The sequence below is a fragment of the Methylobacter sp. BBA5.1 genome (assembly GCF_000746145.1).
In the GTDB taxonomy this organism is placed as follows: domain Bacteria; phylum Pseudomonadota; class Gammaproteobacteria; order Methylococcales; family Methylomonadaceae; genus Methylobacter; species Methylobacter marinus.
Genome location: NZ_JQKS01000046.1, coordinates 1 through 17,227, shown reverse-complemented (window position 1 = coordinate 17,227; position 17,227 = coordinate 1). Strand labels below are relative to the sequence as shown.

Genomic DNA, 17,227 nt, shown 5'->3' with positions numbered 1-17,227 from the left:
TTATTTCTAACTTAAATCTGGCGTTCAGTTTAAGGCAGTAATCGCTATTTTTCCGGGTAGACGCGCTTTACCCAGGCCTCAAGCGATTCACCCTCGTCCGGCTCTTCACGCAGCGCCAGCAGAAACTCCACAAAGGAATTGGCGACATCGGCGATATTGTCATAGCCGGGAAGTTCGCCTGCGCCGATGTCAGCTTGATAAGAACGTTCCCAAAAATAGATCTTGCCGAGGTTATAGTCCTTAATGCCAATTAAAAATTGACTACCCCCAGGATCGCGTGCAAAGCACAGACAATCTTGAGGAATACGGTGCTTGAAGTCATTCCAGGTATCAAGAAAATCGGTCCCGGGGATAGAAGAGTTAATTTTATACAAGCCTTGGAAGCTGGTAGCTGGGCCAACATGGGCTGCCTCAGCCCCTTCTTTCCAGTATAAACGAACCCAAACAGACTTATCCTCGGGGGTACTACTAGGAAGTGGTATACCACCATTCCAACGGAGATAATAACTGCGCAGTTGTGAGGGTAGCTGCGTACCTAACTTTGCCTCAAGATCGCTCAAATCTTTTTCGCTGATAGGTTCACCTGGAATTTCCACGTCAAAGCTAATGTTTTCAAGCACAAAGTCAACCATTTTTTCATTCTCCTAAAATTGCGTATCTTTTTTATAATTGTCTTTGCCAGAAACGATGCTTTCTCCACCAATATGTGCTGCACCTGATTCGGCTTTGTTGTGAACATCCGTTCTTACAAGCTGCATTGTTGCACCGTCTTCACAATGATGCCAAGTGTAGCCTTCAGGTGCATCTAACCCTCTGCCAGGCCATTTTTTATCTCCGAGCTTATCTTGCATAGCTTTTCTGGCCGCAGCAAAATCCGATTTATCTCCCTTCATTTCAATTTCAACTTTGCCTTCTCCTTTGGGATAAATCGAAGGAGGGTTGCTAGTCGAGAAATCCGGATAACCTTCCTTGTAATCCAGAGACACAGAGCCATTATCCGAAGTCCAGCGTGAATTGCCTTTTTCGCCTAAATTGCCTTTTGCGTCTGTCCACTTTCCCGACGTTGGCAACTGTGTCCCATATTGTTTAGGTTTTGGACATGTCGCACACTTCATTTTTTTTGCATATTTCTCAGTCGCTTCCTTGGCACGCCTGGCACGTTCAGCCGCTGCCGCCATTTTGCGTTGAGCAATACGAGCTGCGGCACTTTTGTAATGGTCGATGGTTTTTGCCAGCGCGGCGGCCTTTTTTTCGATATCCGCAATCGTTTCGGTTGTGCGGATAATTTTTACCGGTTTGGCTACGGCATCGCCCAGATAAGGCACGAAGCTGACACCGGACAGAAAAGCCCCCAGCCAATCACCTTCCGCAACACTCATGCCTAACGATACCGTATCTGCTGTGGGTGACGGATCAGCGATGCCGGCAATATCAGCAGTAGTTTTGGTTGTTTGCCATTCCTTGCTCTGGGTCAGTTCGGCAAGTTCCGTTTCAGCTTTTTTGAGAGATGTAACAGTATCGTCTTCAATGCGATTTAAGTATTGCCCCATCGCTTAGTTCCCTGCCTGATCATTATTACCCGATTCAATCCAGGCATTGGCGTCGTAAAACTTGGGGTGAGCAGCGCGTTCCCAGGCCGCATTAAGCTCGGGCGTATCGGCAAACAGCGCTTCCCAGCGTTCAGAAGGACTGAGCCGTGTGTCAGTTAAAAGCTTTTGCAAAACCGGTTCTTCATCGAAGTTGGGGGCTATTTCAAACATTACGCTGACAAAGCCCATCACCTGTTCATCTTTAGTCAAGCCGTATTTCCTGGCACGGGCGATAGCGACCCTGATCTGTTCCCTGATCAAACGCGGCGGAATGCCCCGTATTTCATCGGGCATGGTTTCAGCAATGAAATCCAACAAGTGGTCGATAAAGCGTTCGGGATCATGCTGTAAGAATTGATCAAACTGGTTTGGCCTAATAGTAAACATGTATTTTCTCCTCAGCCTCCGATCATCACCGTAGGGCACCCTCCCGCAATCACCCCGCCATGCGCGGTCATATCGCCCATTCTGGCGGCGGGCATACCGCCGATCATGACGGTGGCGGAGCCTTGCGCGATAGTGTCGGGCGGTCCCACGCAAACGCACATGTCGCCGACCCGGGCGGCGGGCATGTAGCCGATCATCACGGTGGAACAACCGGCGGCAACGGGGCCGCCGACATGCGGCACGGTGCCGGTGACCATGGGACAGGTATGCATATCGGTAACTCTGGCGGCGGGGGGCATAGACACTCCTTTATGGTTAATTGAAATTTTGAAGATCCGCGATGGACCTCACATCCTCAGGCCTTATCGACAATAACTTGCATCTGATCCAAAAAAAAGCGGGCCAGACGCTCGCCATCGTCTGTTTCGGCGAACCAGGTTTTGACCGGCCCGAAGAACGTCTCAGCCTGCGCGGCATCGCAGCTCGGCAGGAAAGCGCTCAGCACGCGCGGATCGTAATAGCGGAACAACAGGGATTTATGGCTTTCCGCGTCATAGACCATATTCAGCTTGCGCAAATGCCGGTGCAGGGTGCGAAAGTCGCAGCCGGCGACCGCGAATATGCACCAATGCCTGCCCCACCCCCTGGCCGTAAGCCATTCGGTAAACGGCGTGTCCGGTTCCAGGCGGGCCAGATAAGGCGCGCATTCGGCGATATCCGGAGCCAGTTCGCCGCGGTACAGGCAAGCGAATTCGGGGCGATCGCCATACAGATGATCCAGCAGCGCCGGATTGGATGCGCCGTCCAGGACCGCGTAGGCTTGCAGACCGGGGCTGGAAAACAACTGGCGAACCAGATTTTTCTGTAATATTTCCGTTCTGTCGGATTTGATAGTCATGCCCGGAAACCTCAGGATTTATTGGCGCTGGCAGCGGCCGCGCACTTTTCGCAATACGGGGCGCCATTTTGCGCCGCCGTCTTCAAGACCATGGCGGAGGGGCCGTAAGCGACCGGCTTGGGCGGCCGCGAGGCGGCTTTGACGTCGTCGACCTGGCCGGCTTTGTCCTGGTCCGCTTCCTTGGGCAATTTAGGCACATCCGGGGAACTGCCTGAACCTGAACCGGCCGACCCGCCGCTGTTGATCAGCACCGGCGTACCGGAGATCGTCACCCCCGAAGGCCCGACGACGATGAAACCGCCGCCGGCTTTCAGGGTAATGCTCATGCCGGCTTCGATGACGACGTTCATGCCGGCTTTTAAATGGATTTCCTGGCCGGCATCGAGCGCGTGCTTCATGCCCACTTTTTCCTGCATGTCCTGGTCGGCCTTGATGGAAATGGTGCCGGTGACCGCAGCGTTGCTGTCGCCCTTGACCGTTGAGTGCCGATCGCCGTCGATTTGTTCCATCAGGTCTTTTTTAACGATTGAATGCCGGTCGTTGCCGACCCATTCCAGGCTATCGTTTTTAACGCGAACATCCAGATTCCGCTCGGCATGGATAAATACCTGCTCCTCGCCTTTTTTATCGTCGAAGCGCAGTTCGTTGAATCCGTCGCCGCCCTTGGTGGAGTTGGTCTTGATCGTGCTGATGTGGGCATTATCGGGCAGTTTATACGGCGGCATCGCGCCATCGTTGTAAACCCGACCGCTAATGATGGGCTGGTCGGGATCGCCTTCCAGAAAATCGACGAGCACTTCCTGGCCGATGCGAGGCAGAGCGATCATGCCCCAGTTTTTCCCCGCCCACGGCTGCGAAACCCGCACCCAGCAGGAGCTGTTTTCATCGGCTTTGCCATAGCGGTCCCAGTGAAACTGCACTTTAACCCGGCCATACTTGTCGGTATAGATTTCCTCGCCGGCGGGCCCCACCACTACAGCGGTCTGCGCGCCATGAACAAAAGGCTTGGGCGTGCCGCGCGGGGAGCGGAAAGGCCGTTTGTTATCCTGAACGGTAAAGCCGCAATCAAAGAGTTTCTCTTCGCCGGCGGCACTGGAACCGGAAGAGTATTCGTCCAGCAGCAGACGGTAGTCGGCCGAAATCACCAGGTACTCGCGGTTCTGGTCCTTGCGCGGGCATTCCTGCAGCTTGAACCGGTAACCGACGGACAGGCCCCTGGCATTGCATTTGCCCTCGCAACGTTCGAAGCGGGCGTGCTGTTCCTCGATGCGCAGGCGAACAAAATTATCGCCGGCACTGGTTTCGGTATAGCGGCCGGGGTAATCGAAGAATTCATACTCGGCTCGGGCGTGGGGTTCCTTGAGCACCGATTTGACTCGCAGATTGGCTTTAGGCTTCTTGAAATCGTAATCGGTAAGTTCATAGGCACCCGGCTGAACTTCGTGCGTAAATGCCCAGGCATGAATGTGATCCTTGCGGGAACGGTCCGTTTTGCCGGTTTCGACATGATAGGGGATGTTCTCATAGCCGGGAAACGGGTCGTGGGCATTGCTGGAGTCGGCTAACACCAGGTAATGCTTGTCTTTTTCATGAGTAAAGTAATAGTAAATCCCCTCTTCTTCCATCAACCGACTGACAAAGTTGAAGTCCGTCTCGCGGTACTGCACACAATATTCGCGGCTGGCATAACTACCGCTCAGCTTTTCCTTGAAGTCGCTGAAACCATGCTCATGAAAAACCTGCTTGATGATGTCGGGGACGGATTGATTCTGGAATATCCGACAGTTGGAGGTGCGGGTGAGAAACCATAGCCATGGCCGGACTGTGACCAGATAACGGGCAAAGACATTGAGATCGCCGTATTGGCCAAACCGGCTGACATAGCCATTGAAGTAACGCCAACTGCCGTCCTCCAACTGTATCCGGGTGGTGATCATTTCACCCAGTAAATTGTCGGGATCGATGGCCCGATCTTCGCTCACCAGTTCAAGACGGTACTCGAACGGCTCGCTCAATCCCTCCCGGCCGAGCATTTGGTAAAACAACAGGGTATCTTCGGCTAGCGATGCAGTAAATACCTGGATCTTGCGGTTTTTTTGTGTAACTGCCATGTTTTGTTTCCTGGAACTAAAGTTCATTCAACACTGAGCGTCAGGCATAAGCGTCCGATACACCTTGCATCGGCAATACCTTTCTCTGAATGAGGTAAATATTAAAAAGCTGCCAAAAGTTAATGCAACCGATTTAGCGTACTTTGCGTCTTCCCTGCTCCGCCACCGTCACGGAACGCCAGGGAGCATAGTGCTCAGTCAGCCTTGTTCTGACGAATAAAATTTTCAGAGTGCGAATACCCTAAAGGGCACAAGTACCCATAGGGCATAAATAAATTCGCACCTACAATTTAACCGTCATAATTAAATTGACTGACTACTAACGTTACAAGGCGTTGTTCGCAGGTGATTCGCGCAGGCCAATTAACTCGCTTGTCACCCTCATACGGGCATTTTCCGGGAGTTTGCAAAGGCATGCCTGTCACCTCATTTTCAATATCTGCTGCTTCAACGTCAGCAGGCTGTCTTTTTCAGGCAGCACCGCCAGTCCTTCTTCAACTTTTGCCAGGCTTTCATCAAACTTTTGCTGATCAAATAGCGTGATCGCCTGTTCTTCCATCCAGTCAGCGATCTTCTCCAGCCCCTGCTGTGCTTCCTGGTTATCGGGATCAATGGACAGCGCCTGACGATAAGTCCATAAGGCATTGCTGCCTGAAGGCGCGGTAATGTAGCCGACTTCAAAATGAATTTGCGCCAGTTCGAGCAGATTTTTAACCTGAAGCTGCTGCTCCGGCGTCAGTTCAACAACTTCAGGCTCCGGGGCCAACTGAACCGCCTCGGTCATCGGGCCTGCTTCGGCCACTATGGGCTCCGGGAGTTGCTCCATCGCTGCCGGCTCCGGAAGTTGCTCCGCCACCGCCGGCTCCGGGAGCTGTTCCATCACTGCCGGCTCCGTATCCCTACTCTGATAAACATAGACAGACCCTCCCGCAACCGCGACAAACGCCGCAATCCTTGCCGTTCTGATAATATTCGGCCAGGGCGATTTAGGCTCTATTTCCTCAAGGAATTGCGTGATGGAAACGGTTCTATGCTCTCTTTTCAGCTCCAGGGCATGCGCTAAGGCATTAAATTGCCTGCGTTTCAGCCCCGGAATCGCCGGCGGCTGCAGATTGACTTCCAGCGCTTTCTGGGCGGACAGTTTGGCGAAAGGGTGTTTGCCGGCCAGCAATTCGTAGCTGATACAAGCCAACGCGTAAATATCGTCGCGCGGATCGGGCTCGCGGTTTTCAAACATTTCCAGGCTGGCGTAAGCCGGCGTCAATGCACCCAGGTCGCGGGCATTGAAAACCGTCTTGTCGTGACTGTGCCGGTCCGATCTTACCGATGCACAGGCGATGCCGAAATCCAGCACCTTGATTTCGCCGCTGTCGGTGATGAAGATGTTGCAGGGTTTGAAATCCGAATGGATGATGTTCTTTTTATGCGCATAACCCAACACCGATGCCAACTTTTCGATAATAGGCCAGGCTTTATCGAACGGAATGCCGCCCTGGGGGGCGATTTCGTGTATGTATTGAGAAAGCGATTGTCCTTCCAGAATCTCCATGACCATAAAAATATTGCTACCGTCACGATCGAAATCGTAAACGTTGACAATATTCGGATGGGCCAGCATCTGCGATTTTTTCGTTTCGCGCTGGAGTGCAACGAACAGTTCGGGATTATCCCTGAATTCCTCGTTCAACACTTTCAACGCAACATCGGTCTGCTGGTCCTGCGCTTCCTGGCGGCGCAGATCGGTCGCCCTGAACACGGTACCCATGCCGCCGCTGCCTAGCACCTCCTTGAGCACGAAGCGATTGTTCAGTATCGAACCCACTTTTAACAGTTTGAATTTTTCTTCCTTGTGAATCTCTCTGTAAGTGGCCGTGGTGACTGCTGCAGCCTCATTATCGGCCGCAGCCGTCTTTTTTACCGGTTGCGTCAGAACCGTCGCATCATCATCCCGCTCAAGCGCATGCTTTGATGCGCCTGACGCGCCGGATGGTCCGCGGCCTGTTCCGGCAGGCGCGATTTGTGTGGCGTCATAAGCTAAATCATCTGCATTCATTGTGCCTGTATCCCTAAACCAAACGAAAAAGTTGTTTACTTTTCAAATAATGCATATCTGCTCAACCCTCCGGTACGAAAAAGAATGGACTGCTTTCGTGTCCGGCGTACTGCAAGGCTGAATAATGCGGACTTTGTTGTTGATCGGCTTGTGGCCCGGCTTGCTTGACTATGCCGGAGACGAATCTGAACAGCTCATAGTCCTTGAGCAAACCGTTATTGGCTTCCAATGTTTTAAGAAAGGCATTGGCGAATACTGAATGGCCGCTGTCCGCATCCGGGACCGGTTTGTCCCCCCCTGAAGTGATGATGGTTCTGGCTTTTCGATTATTCATGAATTCCATCCATTTCTCGCGTCTTTTTTCGGACATGCCTTCCGGCAGGCGCACGATTGACCTTTTACTCATGAGATCGGAATAACATGAATCAGCGACGACCAGGATATGCCTGGCCGGAAACGCGCCCAAATACTGGGAAATATGATGACTGGACAGCCAAGTGGCGCTATTGCCCGTTTCCGCATCGGCGGGCAGCCAGTAGGCGCTTTGATCGTTCACATCGATCTTGCCGTGGCCGGCGTAATAAATCAGCAGATTATCCTTTTTGGTCAGCGTTTGGCTCAATTCATCAAAAGCCGCCATGATCCGACGCCGGTTGGCGTTAATCAGCAGCGTGGTTTTATAGCCGTAACGCGTCCGCAGCATGTCGTCGACCGCTTTCGCGTCATTTACCGACGTTGCCAGCGCCGGCAGTTGCTCATAGTCATTATTGCCGATGATCAGCGCATAAAACTGGCCGAAATCGACGGACGGGTAGGATTCTGAACGGGTCTTGACAGGCAAGGCTGGTTCATCGGCGGCCATGTCCTGATTTTTAGCCAGCAAATTAAAAGTTCTGAAGTAGCGTTTGCCCTGTTTATCGGTCGTCTCGATCCTGACCGGCGTCAAGGCGCTTGCAAGCGCGATACGGGAAAGGAATGAGCCGTCGTCGCCGACCGGTATCACTTGGTTATTGATGCGCAGCGTTTTCAAATTGCCGACAGCCGCGATCTTGCCGGCAACTTTTTTACTGCGGACGTCAGTCTTTAACTGATAGCCGGGCTCGCCGCTAATCAGCGTCAACGACGGGTCGCTAATATCAATGAGCGGAGCGTTTTCAAGGCTTGCGAGGGTCCGCCGTTCTTGTTCGATCGACTCTTTCAATTCCTTGATCTGCTGCGCCTGGACCAATAGCTCGGCCTTATCCTGTTTGAGTTTGTCAGTTTGCGGCGCCTTGCTTTCAATGCCGCTCATGTCCTTCTTGATGCGGGCAAATGTGTCGTGGTATTCCGACTCCAGCGCTTTCAGCCGTGCTTGCATCTGTTCCAGTTTTTGCCTGGATTGCGCCATCTGTTGCAGATGGCCGGAATCAGACGCGCCATTTCCAATCTTGTGCCGCCGTTGCTTTTTAGGGGTATCGGACACGGTCGCTTCGGTCACCGATGCATACCGCAGGCCCGAATTCGCAAGCCCTGATGCCTGGCGATACCATTTCAATGCAGTGCGAAGACTTTTCCTTACGCCCAGTCCTTGTTCGTAAAGATGGCCGAGGTTAACCTGAGCCCTGGAATTCCCCTGCTTAGCCGCCTTTAAATACCATTGGGCCGCGAGCGCGGGGTCGGCCGTTCCCCCCAAGCCTTTTTCGTAAATCTCGCCCAGTATCGCCTGAGCCTCGGCATCCCCCGATTGCGCCTGCGCCTCCCACACTTTTAAAGCCGATTCAACATCGGCGCGATCATAAGCCACATATTCGCCGCCATGATTTTCGCATTCGCCTGCTGTGGTTTTGACGGGACGGCGGCTCAAGGCGTCGGTCACCTGTGTGCCGAGTCTGCGGACATATGCCGGCAGTAGACAATCGACCACGAACAGCGTATGGATATCCGGCGGCGGTGGGCCTATCACCTTGGAATGATTGAGATCAATAACGGGGGGGTCGACCTGGCAGCCGATCAGCAAGGTAAAAAACAAGGACAGAAAAAAATACTTCGGCGTTGCAGTCCGTAGAAAACAGACGGCGGAAGGAGGTGTTTTCCTTGTAAAAATCATTTTTAATGGCTCCCTAGGTATTGGCGATTGGCTCGCCTTAATAATAAATCCTGGCGAGACAGGATTTTTTGTAACTTAAATTTTCAGGACTCACGCAGTTTGCTTGTTCAACCGTCGAAGCAAGCGGATCTAAACCTGTGGGGGCGATTTTAGTCGCCCATTGCAGACCCAAGAGGCGACTGCCAACAATAGGTGCTTTAGGCGAAGTCGCCCCCACAGGTTTGCGTAAGTCCTGATTTTGTGTAACTTTGCTGAAAATTTGAAGATTCCCCAAAAATATTCGGCTCTGCACTTTATTTATATTTCCGGCCCGACTGTAGCTGTAGTGTTATAGTTCACGACGGCAACAGAGAGGCATATAGGTCATTTAACGGCTGTTAACGACCTCCCCGACCGGAAGGCTGGAAATTCCTGATTGTCGTCTGTCAAGTTCTTGTTTCATGGGTGTGCTTTGGCTGGCTATAAAGGCCTTGGTCCGATTCCTCGTTTTTTTAGCTCTCTAACGACTCCTGTAAGTATCGCCAGTCCGTGTTCAGGATGTTTCTTATGGCATGCGCGCCGCAACAAGGCTTAACTCTGCATGCCGTGCAAGTCCGTGAACGCGTGCATAAGATATGTTCACAAACTGAACCGTGCTTGTTTGACGGACAATGCTTGTCGATTCGCATAAAAAATCCGTCCTAAACCGGCCTTGCAAGCCAATGGCCGGGCTTCTCGATTATTAATGGTTTTTTGTCGAGACGGTGGCTCTTGATCGCCAGCCAAGTTGTGAGCTTGTGCGGCCAATCATGGCGACGGGCCCCGGCCTTCAGGTGAATTCCAGCAACATTGGAACCGGACATTAGCGCGTTTATTCGCCCCCTCTGGCGGCGTCGCCAGGCTGCAATGAGCGCAAGCCGGCCTTCGTCCCGCTTTATGCAGGGGTGTGGGATTGGGGATTTTCTCTCCATTATATTTTTCTCTCCATTGTTCGGAATGGCCGTATCCTTAACCCTGAATCAATTTCGGGCCATCTTGCGGATAATCGGCAATGGCTTGGAACTGGCTTTGATGAAATAACGCCCGCCCACCGCCGATCGAGACCGGATTATACATGCACCGCGCACTGCCTGACGCCTGCTCCCCCAGGATAGTTTCCCGGCCCGCCGTAAGATAAAAGCCACTGCGGCAGAGACGTTGCACAGTATTATAATGTGCTGATTATTATAGTGCTTCAAAGCGTTTCATTCTAGAGTATGAGCTGTATCTTTTTGACCTTGAGCCGATATCAAGGCTGCGCTATACAGGAACACGATCAGCACTCCCCAGAAAATCATGCCCATGGCCGTCAAGGTAACTGACGCCGGCCACATGCCCGTACGCGGCTCTATTGACGACATCCTCTTGCCCGACTCGTCGAAATATCGAGTACCGCACCCGGCGCAAACCGCCTGACCTCGATCTGCCGGATTCCTTGGCACAAAATGCCCATGAGTTTTTTCTCACCCCCAACTGGTAAAGGACCAGGCGGCGCTGTTAATTTTTCAAGTATAGCTATGTTTCCCGTCCTTACCAATTGAGTCGATGCCTGAGGTTGTCCCGACGAGTGAATTCAAACCGGCAACTGCGTTACATCATTTACATGGACTAAACACATCTTCGTGGGCAATGCATCTTAAAAATTACTTATAAAATCATTGGGTTTCTGAAAAACTGATCATTTTCACTCACTTTGGCCTGCTTTGCGGCAGGAGCGCTTGACAATGCCAGGGGGCGGTTATAATGTCGTGTCGAATTCTTAAAGCCCGTTAAATCTCTTACTCCTCTCAACGCTACAATCGATAGTATCAAGGAGACGAATATGGCACCGACCTGTTCACCGCAAGCGGCTTTTGTCGATTTCAGCAAGCTATTCATAAGCGTATTTCTAGGCAGTTGGTTCACGCTGGCCCTGGCTCAGGATGATGCCCCCAAGCGCACGCGCGCCGATGCAGTAGCCGAGGCGCAAACGCCGAAGTCGGTGCCTGTCGAGCGGCCCGAGCAGAAGAAAAGCCAGCATGACCGCTCGGACGTTTTCAATGCCACCAAGGCCAGTCCCTCCTCGCCGGTCTTCGAGGACCAACCGAAGCAAGGCAAAGTCTCGGGATTCGATTTTTACAGGGATCCGCTGAACGCCGATGAACCGTTCCAGCAACCTACCGCCATCATGCAGAAGGAGATCGATAATAAGTCTTCCGTAATGTCGGCTCAGCGTCAATTACTGGAGCGCCGGTATAACCTCAAGCCAAAATTCGACCCGGCAGCCAAGATGTCCCGGGGCAAGCCCTTGGTAGTAGGCCCTACCGCCAAACTGGCCGACGGCATGAATTGGGATGAGCTGGCGTCGCTGGCCCCTGAAGAAATCAAACAGCGTGGGATTTTTCCCTATCCTTCACTGCCGCATCCGTTGCAGTCCAATGGCGGCCAGGTTTTCCCCCAGATGCAGATCAAGATGTTCCCGCGGCTCGAGCGCTTCGATGTGGAGTTTGACCTGCCCGAGGCGTTTCTTCCGGAGTTTCCGCCCGCCATTTTCCTGCACAACCGTCCCGAACTGGGCGATGTATCGCGCGGGGAAGTGGTCTCGATCAATAACTTCTATCGGTTGTTCAAGGATATCCTGACGCCGGTACAGCTCAACGGGCTGCAGTTTCTGCTGACGCCGTTTCCGCAGGAAGAATTCAATCCGACCGACGATCGCAAGAGCGTCCAGCCCAGCCTCGGCGTCACCTGCTTCGATTGCCATGTCAACGGCCATACCACCGGGCAATTCCACCTGAATCCGGACGATCGGCCACAGGAACGGCGCTTCCGGCTGGATACCACAAGCCTCCGGGGAATGTTCAACCAGCAGATCCACGGTTCCAAGCGCAGTCTGCGCTCGGTCGAGGACTTCACCGAATTCGAGTTCCGCACCGCCTACTTCAACGGCGATCCAATCCACGCCATGAAAAAGGGCTTCCCGATCCTCGATCGCATTCATGTCAGCCACATGGCGCAGATGCAGAATATGCTCGATTTTCCTCCAGCGCCCAAGCTCGACCCTTCAACTGGCCGGCTCGATCCCGCCAAAGCGACCGAGAGCGAGTTACGGGGCGAGAAAATCTTCTTCGGCAAGGGCCAGTGCAGCAGCTGCCATATGCCGCCGACCTATCTGGACCATCAGATGCACGATCTGCATCTTGAGCGTTTTTTGAAGAACGAGCCCGGCGACGGCGCGATCAAGACCTTTACCTTACGCGGCATCAAGGAAAGCCCGCCCTATCTGCATGATGGCCGGGCCCTGACGCTGGAAGATACGGTGGAGTTTTTTAATCTCGTGCTGCAGCTTAAACTTGCGCCCCAGGAGAAGCAGGACCTGGTCGCGTTTATGCGCCAACTGTAGCTGGCCGCAAAAGCCCCGTTTATTTACCGGGGCCCGCATCGGGAAGCGTTAAACCGGCCAATTCAGCTGAGAACAGACAAGGCCGGCTGTCTCAGCTTTAACCGAATTTGAATCTGGCCTTCACTCAGCCCTTTCCAGTGCGGGAGGCGCGGCTTTGAACAGTTCCGCCGCCAGCTCAATTTGAGACGTGAGTTGTGGTATCTCAGGAATTTTCCAGGCTTTTCCTATAACCCGGGCCAATAAATTATTCAACCAGGGACGGTCTGATTGCGCATGATGAATGATAAACCGATACGATTCCCCATCATGAAAAACAGCAAAATCCTCCAGACAAATATCTATCGTATTTTCTTCGCCGTAGAGCCTTGTTTGGGCGTAGATTTTTCGTGCGTCGACGTCAAACTTAAAGGCGGTTAATTCTGCAATGCCTTTAAGGATTTTATTTGAGACCCAAACGATCAATATGTTGGGCGTCAGCTTTATGGCTATTTTTAATAAACTCGATTTAATGCTCATTTTTTTCGTTAATCGCTAAAAGGTAAGAGGAATCATTGACCGGTCCGTTTTATCGCTGCCGGCGGGCAAACATGCCATACGGATTGACACGCCCATGCCTGAAACGGATTTGCAAATGGGCCGTTACATTATCCGTTAATTTAAACCGCGTCTATTGCGACGACCGCCAATCCGGTGAAAGGCGCATAACCATTCTTACAAACTATCGTATATTATCTCTTCCGGCACTGGAACCTGATGTCCTTTTCCATACATGCACTGGATATAGCCGATGTCATAACCTTGTTGGCCTTCCTCTTTGGAATCGGGCTCTTTTTGCGACGCGGTAATCAGTTTATAGGCGTATTGCCTGCATATCACATCGTCAGCCTGGAACTGACTAAAATCTTTAGTGCCGTCGGGCAGCACCAACACACTGGGACCCGCCGGTAGTGTAGAGCACGAGCTGAGTATAAAGACCAGCACTAAGGATTTTAAAATCCGCAACATTTTGGAAACCCTCCGTTAAGGATCGATCGTTTGCATGGGCATTGGCTGCGCCATTATTTCCTAATTCACAGACGAGGTACAGCATATACTTGGAAGATGCGGTTTATTCGGATTAGCCCCGCAACCTGAGGATCACGTGCGTATACAAGAGCCTCAATGTCAGCGACGTCCCCGCCCGCCATAACTTCCGCTACCGCCCCGACTACGGCTGCCTCCAAATTTGCGGCCACCGCCCCAGCTACGACTACCCCCAAACTTGCGGCTGCCGCCCCAGCTACGACTGCCCCCGAACCTGCGGCTGCGTTCCCAATTACGTCGACCATCCCAACCGTAACCTCTGCGATCATATCTGTAAGACCGATAAGGCCTATAGCCAGACCGATAACCAGGCCTGTAGCCACGATAATAAGGACGATATCTGTAATAGCCGTAGGGCCAGTAACCGTAGGTAAAGCCGTAATAAGGCCCGTTGCCATAAAATCCTACCGAATGCCCATAAGGATGAGCGTAGATAGCGCAGCTTTGAATCACCAGGGCAAACCCGATTATGGCCAATGAAGATAGTATTCGCTTTTTCATCATTGCCTCACTCTGCGGGCGAATGGGGTTAAGTCGGGAAGACGGGCATTTGCCCTGCCGATGGTTTAAAAGGCGGAGCGCCATTCTCACCGCCTTGCCCGCGAGATACTGTCGAGGCCAAGCACAAGTTGACGAAAAGAGCATTTGAAACGCGTATGACGTGTCGTTTGAAGCCATGTGAGAACATGATTGACACACCTTTTCCTGAAATAAAGATTTCGACTATGCGATCAAATTGTCGTTCAATACCCTGGGGAAATCCATCATGAGGATTGGGTTGAAAAGCAACTTCCCGATGTCAACTTTCAGGATGGACTCATTTCTTGCCGGCCACGGTTATTGCAGCCTCGTGGAAGCGATGCGCCTCCTGTCGTCGGCACATCCTATGCTTAAAACAGAGAGGTTATTTTACGAGCGAATCCTGAAGCGTCCGGCTTCATCAACATCGTGAAGCGGCTTGAGCTGCCCGGTCCTGTTCATTTCACACGCACCAGCTCTCGCCAATCGGTCGTATAGCGGCCGGAGAGCCGTTCCACTTTTGACTGCCAGGATTTATCAAAGCCGGTGGCCGCCACCGCAATGCCTTTCGGAAACCGGCGGTTGATCCGGTCCATCATGTCCATGAGCGCACGGCTATCGGCCTTTCCGCGGGGCGTGAAATCGAACAGATCCCGCTGCTCCGATACAGAGGCCGGCTGGATATGGCTTAACTGTATGCCACACTTGTGGTAGCGATAACCGGTCCTGAATATCGCCTTTAACAACCGGTGCGCCTCACTGACGATCATACGCGTGTCCTGCGTGGCCGAAGGCAACATCATCCCTGCCGAGCGCTGATATTGCGGCTCGGCGGGATTGAATGGATTAGTGCGGATGAACACGCTGATGTGGCCGGCCACTGAGTGCTGGCTGCGAAGCTTTTCGGCGGCCCGACTGCAAAACTCGGCCAAGGCTTCGGATAATTCCCGATATTCCGTCAGTCGGCGGCTGAAGCTGCGCGAACAGATGATCTGCTGCCTGTCCGGTGCGATTTCCTCCAGCGCCAGGCATGGGATGCCGTTCAACTCCAGCACGATTCTGGCTACGATAATATTGAACCGCGCCTGTATGCGCTCAGCCTGCTGACAGGCCAGATCCCGGACGGTGACAATGCCCATTTGGTTTAAGCGGCCGGCAGTGCGCGAACCAATACCCCAGACCTCACTAACGGGCACGATGCGCATGAGTTTTTCCCGCCGCGCCGGATCCGACAGGTCCAGCACACCGCCGGTCCGCGACCAGCGTTTCGCGGCAAAATTAGCCAATTTTGCCAGTGTTTTCGTCGGCCCCATGCCGACACAGACCGGGATGCCGGTGGAGCGCTGCACGGTGGCCCGCAGGCGCTGGCCGTACACGGCAGGATCTTCCTGACACGCGCCGGTCAAATCCAGGAAAGCCTCATCGATCGAATACACCTCAATGCTCGGGGCAAATTCCTCCAGCAGCGACATCACCCGGGACGACATATCCGCATACAGGGCGTAATTGGACGAAAACAGCTGGATGTTGTGCTTATTGATTAGAACCTGAATCTGGTACACCGGCGTGCCCGTTTTGATCCCCAAGTCTTTGACTTCCTGGCTGCGGGAGACGATACATCCATCGTTATTGCTGAGCACGGCCACCGGCCTGTTCCACAAATCCGGCCGGAACAGGCGTTCGCACGAGACATAGAAATTGTTGCAATCGACCAGGGCCAGCAGCGGTGTCATCACAGGGGATGAATCACGGCCGTAACCACGCCCCAGATCACCAGTTCCAGGCCTTCGTTGACGGGGATATCGGCATACAATGGATTTTCGGCCGCCAGCAGCCATTGCCCGGCCCGTTGTTCAAGACGCTTGACGGTCAGAGCCCCGTTCAAGGCGCAGATAACCACCTTGCCGGCTACCGGCTCCAGGGAGCGGTCCACGACCAGGATGTCGTTCGGATGAATGCCGGCGCCCAGCATCGATTCGCCTTCGGCCCTGACAAAAAAGGTAGCAGCCGGCTTTTTGACCAGCAGCTCGTTCAGATCCAGTGTCTTCTCGATGTAATCATCGGCCGGCGAGGGAAAGCCCGCCGCCACCTTGCCGCCCGGCATTGGCAGCGGCAACCGTTGCCCGCGGACAGGACGCCAGAGATCAGTTGCATGTATTCCAATAAGTGATTGATCCATAATGCGCTCGAAAAAAGATGGTTATTCTTGTTCTCTTTTTGTTCTCTTTCTCTGGCATTCTAGGCATTTTTTGCTGAACTGACAAAAATAAATCACAGGCGCGGCACTGACCAAAATGGGGACATGATCCTTGCTCACTACGCTTTATAATCCGTATCTCAACCACCTTTGCGGGTCTGGCGCTACAACTCTCCCAGGATCCCCCTGTGTCAGGATAGCGCCGTAGGTCGGGTTAGCGCAGCGTAACCCGACACTTTCCTGCCCCGATGCGCCCACTTGGCTCCGATCTGTCGGGTTACGCCAAGGGCTAACCCGACCTACGATTACGGTTTCGTTGTGCTGGTGCTGTTTATTCATGACCTACACCTTCAAGATCAATGCCGTCTCGCCCCCAATCGGGCGGATATATGCCTGCTTCAACATAACGGCGAAAACTGGAATACGGCCAATCGATTGGCGATGACGCCAATCGATGTTTGACCGGATTGTAATGGATGTAATCGACATGGCGCTGAAAATCGGTTTCGTCACGTATCACATGCTCCCAATAACGGTGTTGCCAAACCGCCTGTTCGCCTCGCGATTGGCGAGAGGCGTTGCGGTATTGCCGCAACGCCGGATCGCAATGTTTGGTAAACCCGGTTTTGATCAATCTCCAACGGGTAGCGTAATCGCTGTCGCCGGACGGCAATGTCCATAGGCAATGTAAATGATCCGGCATTACTACCATCGCGTCGATCTCGAACGGGCGGGATTTGCGTACATTGCGAAATGCGTCGCGCAGGACTTCGACCATTGCTGCATTGTTAAACACCGGCCTGCGTTTTTCCGTGACTACGGTAAAGAAATAACTCCCTCCTGGGATGAATACGCGTCGGTATTGCATGATTATTGTCCGGTTACACTATCGCTAAAATTATTC

Annotated in this window: 14 protein-coding genes; 1 reads left to right on the top strand and 13 read right to left on the bottom strand. The window is 52.9% G+C overall.

Annotated elements, in window-relative coordinates; translation table 11 throughout:
- Window positions 1-44: 44 nt before the first annotated feature.
- The 8 genes from EK22_RS20280 to EK22_RS20245 form a co-directional block, all read right to left on the bottom strand.
- Complete coding sequence (locus EK22_RS20280; RefSeq protein ID WP_020160109.1) at window positions 45-632, bottom strand: SMI1/KNR4 family protein; 588 nt, start codon at window positions 630-632, stop codon at window positions 45-47.
- Window positions 633-644: 12 nt separating this feature from the next.
- On the bottom strand, window positions 645-1,550 hold the full coding sequence (locus EK22_RS20275) for an HNH endonuclease (RefSeq protein WP_020160108.1): 906 nt from the start codon (window positions 1,548-1,550) through the stop codon (window positions 645-647).
- A gap of 3 nt (window positions 1,551-1,553) precedes the next feature.
- A complete protein-coding gene (locus EK22_RS20270) occupies window positions 1,554-1,976 on the bottom strand; it encodes a hypothetical protein (RefSeq protein WP_036253972.1) in 423 nt (140 codons plus the stop codon).
- 11 nt (window positions 1,977-1,987) lie between these two features.
- Window positions 1,988-2,275, bottom strand: a complete 288-nt coding sequence (locus tag EK22_RS20265) for a PAAR domain-containing protein (RefSeq protein ID WP_020160106.1) — start codon at window positions 2,273-2,275, stop codon at window positions 1,988-1,990.
- 56 nt (window positions 2,276-2,331) lie between these two features.
- Complete coding sequence (locus tag EK22_RS20260) at window positions 2,332-2,874, bottom strand: DUF4123 domain-containing protein (RefSeq protein ID WP_051961999.1); 543 nt, start codon at window positions 2,872-2,874, stop codon at window positions 2,332-2,334.
- An 11-nt stretch (window positions 2,875-2,885) separates the two neighbouring features.
- Window positions 2,886-4,985, bottom strand: a complete 2,100-nt coding sequence (locus EK22_RS20255) for a type VI secretion system Vgr family protein (protein ID WP_036253971.1) — start codon at window positions 4,983-4,985, stop codon at window positions 2,886-2,888.
- Between the two features lie 421 nt (window positions 4,986-5,406).
- A complete protein-coding gene (locus EK22_RS20250) occupies window positions 5,407-7,038 on the bottom strand; it encodes a serine/threonine-protein kinase (RefSeq protein ID WP_036253969.1) in 1,632 nt (543 codons plus the stop codon).
- A gap of 61 nt (window positions 7,039-7,099) precedes the next feature.
- On the bottom strand, window positions 7,100-9,124 hold the full coding sequence (locus EK22_RS20245) for a caspase family protein (protein ID WP_235209461.1): 2,025 nt from the start codon (window positions 9,122-9,124) through the stop codon (window positions 7,100-7,102).
- Between the two features lie 1,840 nt (window positions 9,125-10,964).
- Between EK22_RS20245 and EK22_RS20235 the strand changes: the two genes are divergently transcribed.
- On the top strand, window positions 10,965-12,524 hold the full coding sequence (locus EK22_RS20235) for a hypothetical protein (protein WP_051961998.1): 1,560 nt from the start codon (window positions 10,965-10,967) through the stop codon (window positions 12,522-12,524).
- A gap of 120 nt (window positions 12,525-12,644) precedes the next feature.
- Here EK22_RS20235 and EK22_RS20230 read toward each other — a convergent pair whose 3' ends face one another.
- From EK22_RS20230 to EK22_RS20205, 5 genes are all read right to left on the bottom strand, one after another.
- A complete protein-coding gene (locus EK22_RS20230; protein WP_036253966.1) occupies window positions 12,645-13,040 on the bottom strand; it encodes a hypothetical protein in 396 nt (131 codons plus the stop codon).
- A gap of 195 nt (window positions 13,041-13,235) precedes the next feature.
- Window positions 13,236-13,529, bottom strand: a complete 294-nt coding sequence (locus EK22_RS23335; RefSeq protein WP_152565172.1) for a hypothetical protein — start codon at window positions 13,527-13,529, stop codon at window positions 13,236-13,238.
- A gap of 1,055 nt (window positions 13,530-14,584) precedes the next feature.
- Window positions 14,585-15,859 (bottom strand): Y-family DNA polymerase, encoded by a 1,275-nt coding sequence (locus tag EK22_RS20215; protein ID WP_036253965.1) that lies wholly within the window; start codon window positions 15,857-15,859, stop codon window positions 14,585-14,587.
- Window positions 15,859-16,305 (bottom strand): LexA family protein, encoded by a 447-nt coding sequence (locus EK22_RS20210; RefSeq protein ID WP_198014524.1) that lies wholly within the window; start codon window positions 16,303-16,305, stop codon window positions 15,859-15,861. Before EK22_RS20210 ends, EK22_RS20215 begins: the two co-directional genes overlap by 1 nt.
- A 349-nt stretch (window positions 16,306-16,654) precedes the next feature.
- A complete protein-coding gene (locus EK22_RS20205; protein WP_027147154.1) occupies window positions 16,655-17,191 on the bottom strand; it encodes an REP-associated tyrosine transposase in 537 nt (178 codons plus the stop codon).
- Window positions 17,192-17,227 lie beyond the last annotated feature (36 nt).

Coding starts and splice junctions, on each gene's coding strand:
- EK22_RS23335 (WP_152565172.1), bottom strand. CDS start 13,529: ATGTTGCGGATTTTAAAATCCTTAGTGCTGGTCTTTATACTCAGCTCG.
- EK22_RS20270 (WP_036253972.1), bottom strand. CDS start 1,976: ATGTTTACTATTAGGCCAAACCAGTTTGATCAATTCTTACAGCATGAT.
- EK22_RS20250 (WP_036253969.1), bottom strand. CDS start 7,038: ATGAATGCAGATGATTTAGCTTATGACGCCACACAAATCGCGCCTGCC.
- EK22_RS20205 (WP_027147154.1), bottom strand. CDS start 17,191: ATGCAATACCGACGCGTATTCATCCCAGGAGGGAGTTATTTCTTTACC.
- EK22_RS20280 (WP_020160109.1), bottom strand. CDS start 632: ATGGTTGACTTTGTGCTTGAAAACATTAGCTTTGACGTGGAAATTCCA.
- EK22_RS20265 (WP_020160106.1), bottom strand. CDS start 2,275: ATGCCCCCCGCCGCCAGAGTTACCGATATGCATACCTGTCCCATGGTC.
- EK22_RS20275 (WP_020160108.1), bottom strand. CDS start 1,550: ATGGGGCAATACTTAAATCGCATTGAAGACGATACTGTTACATCTCTC.
- EK22_RS20260 (WP_051961999.1), bottom strand. CDS start 2,874: ATGACTATCAAATCCGACAGAACGGAAATATTACAGAAAAATCTGGTT.
- EK22_RS20235 (WP_051961998.1), top strand. CDS start 10,965: ATGGCACCGACCTGTTCACCGCAAGCGGCTTTTGTCGATTTCAGCAAG.
- EK22_RS20210 (WP_198014524.1), bottom strand. CDS start 16,305: ATGGATCAATCACTTATTGGAATACATGCAACTGATCTCTGGCGTCCT.
- EK22_RS20255 (WP_036253971.1), bottom strand. CDS start 4,985: ATGGCAGTTACACAAAAAAACCGCAAGATCCAGGTATTTACTGCATCG.
- EK22_RS20215 (WP_036253965.1), bottom strand. CDS start 15,859: ATGACACCGCTGCTGGCCCTGGTCGATTGCAACAATTTCTATGTCTCG.
- EK22_RS20230 (WP_036253966.1), bottom strand. CDS start 13,040: ATGAGCATTAAATCGAGTTTATTAAAAATAGCCATAAAGCTGACGCCC.
- EK22_RS20245 (WP_235209461.1), bottom strand. CDS start 9,124: ATGATTTTTACAAGGAAAACACCTCCTTCCGCCGTCTGTTTTCTACGG.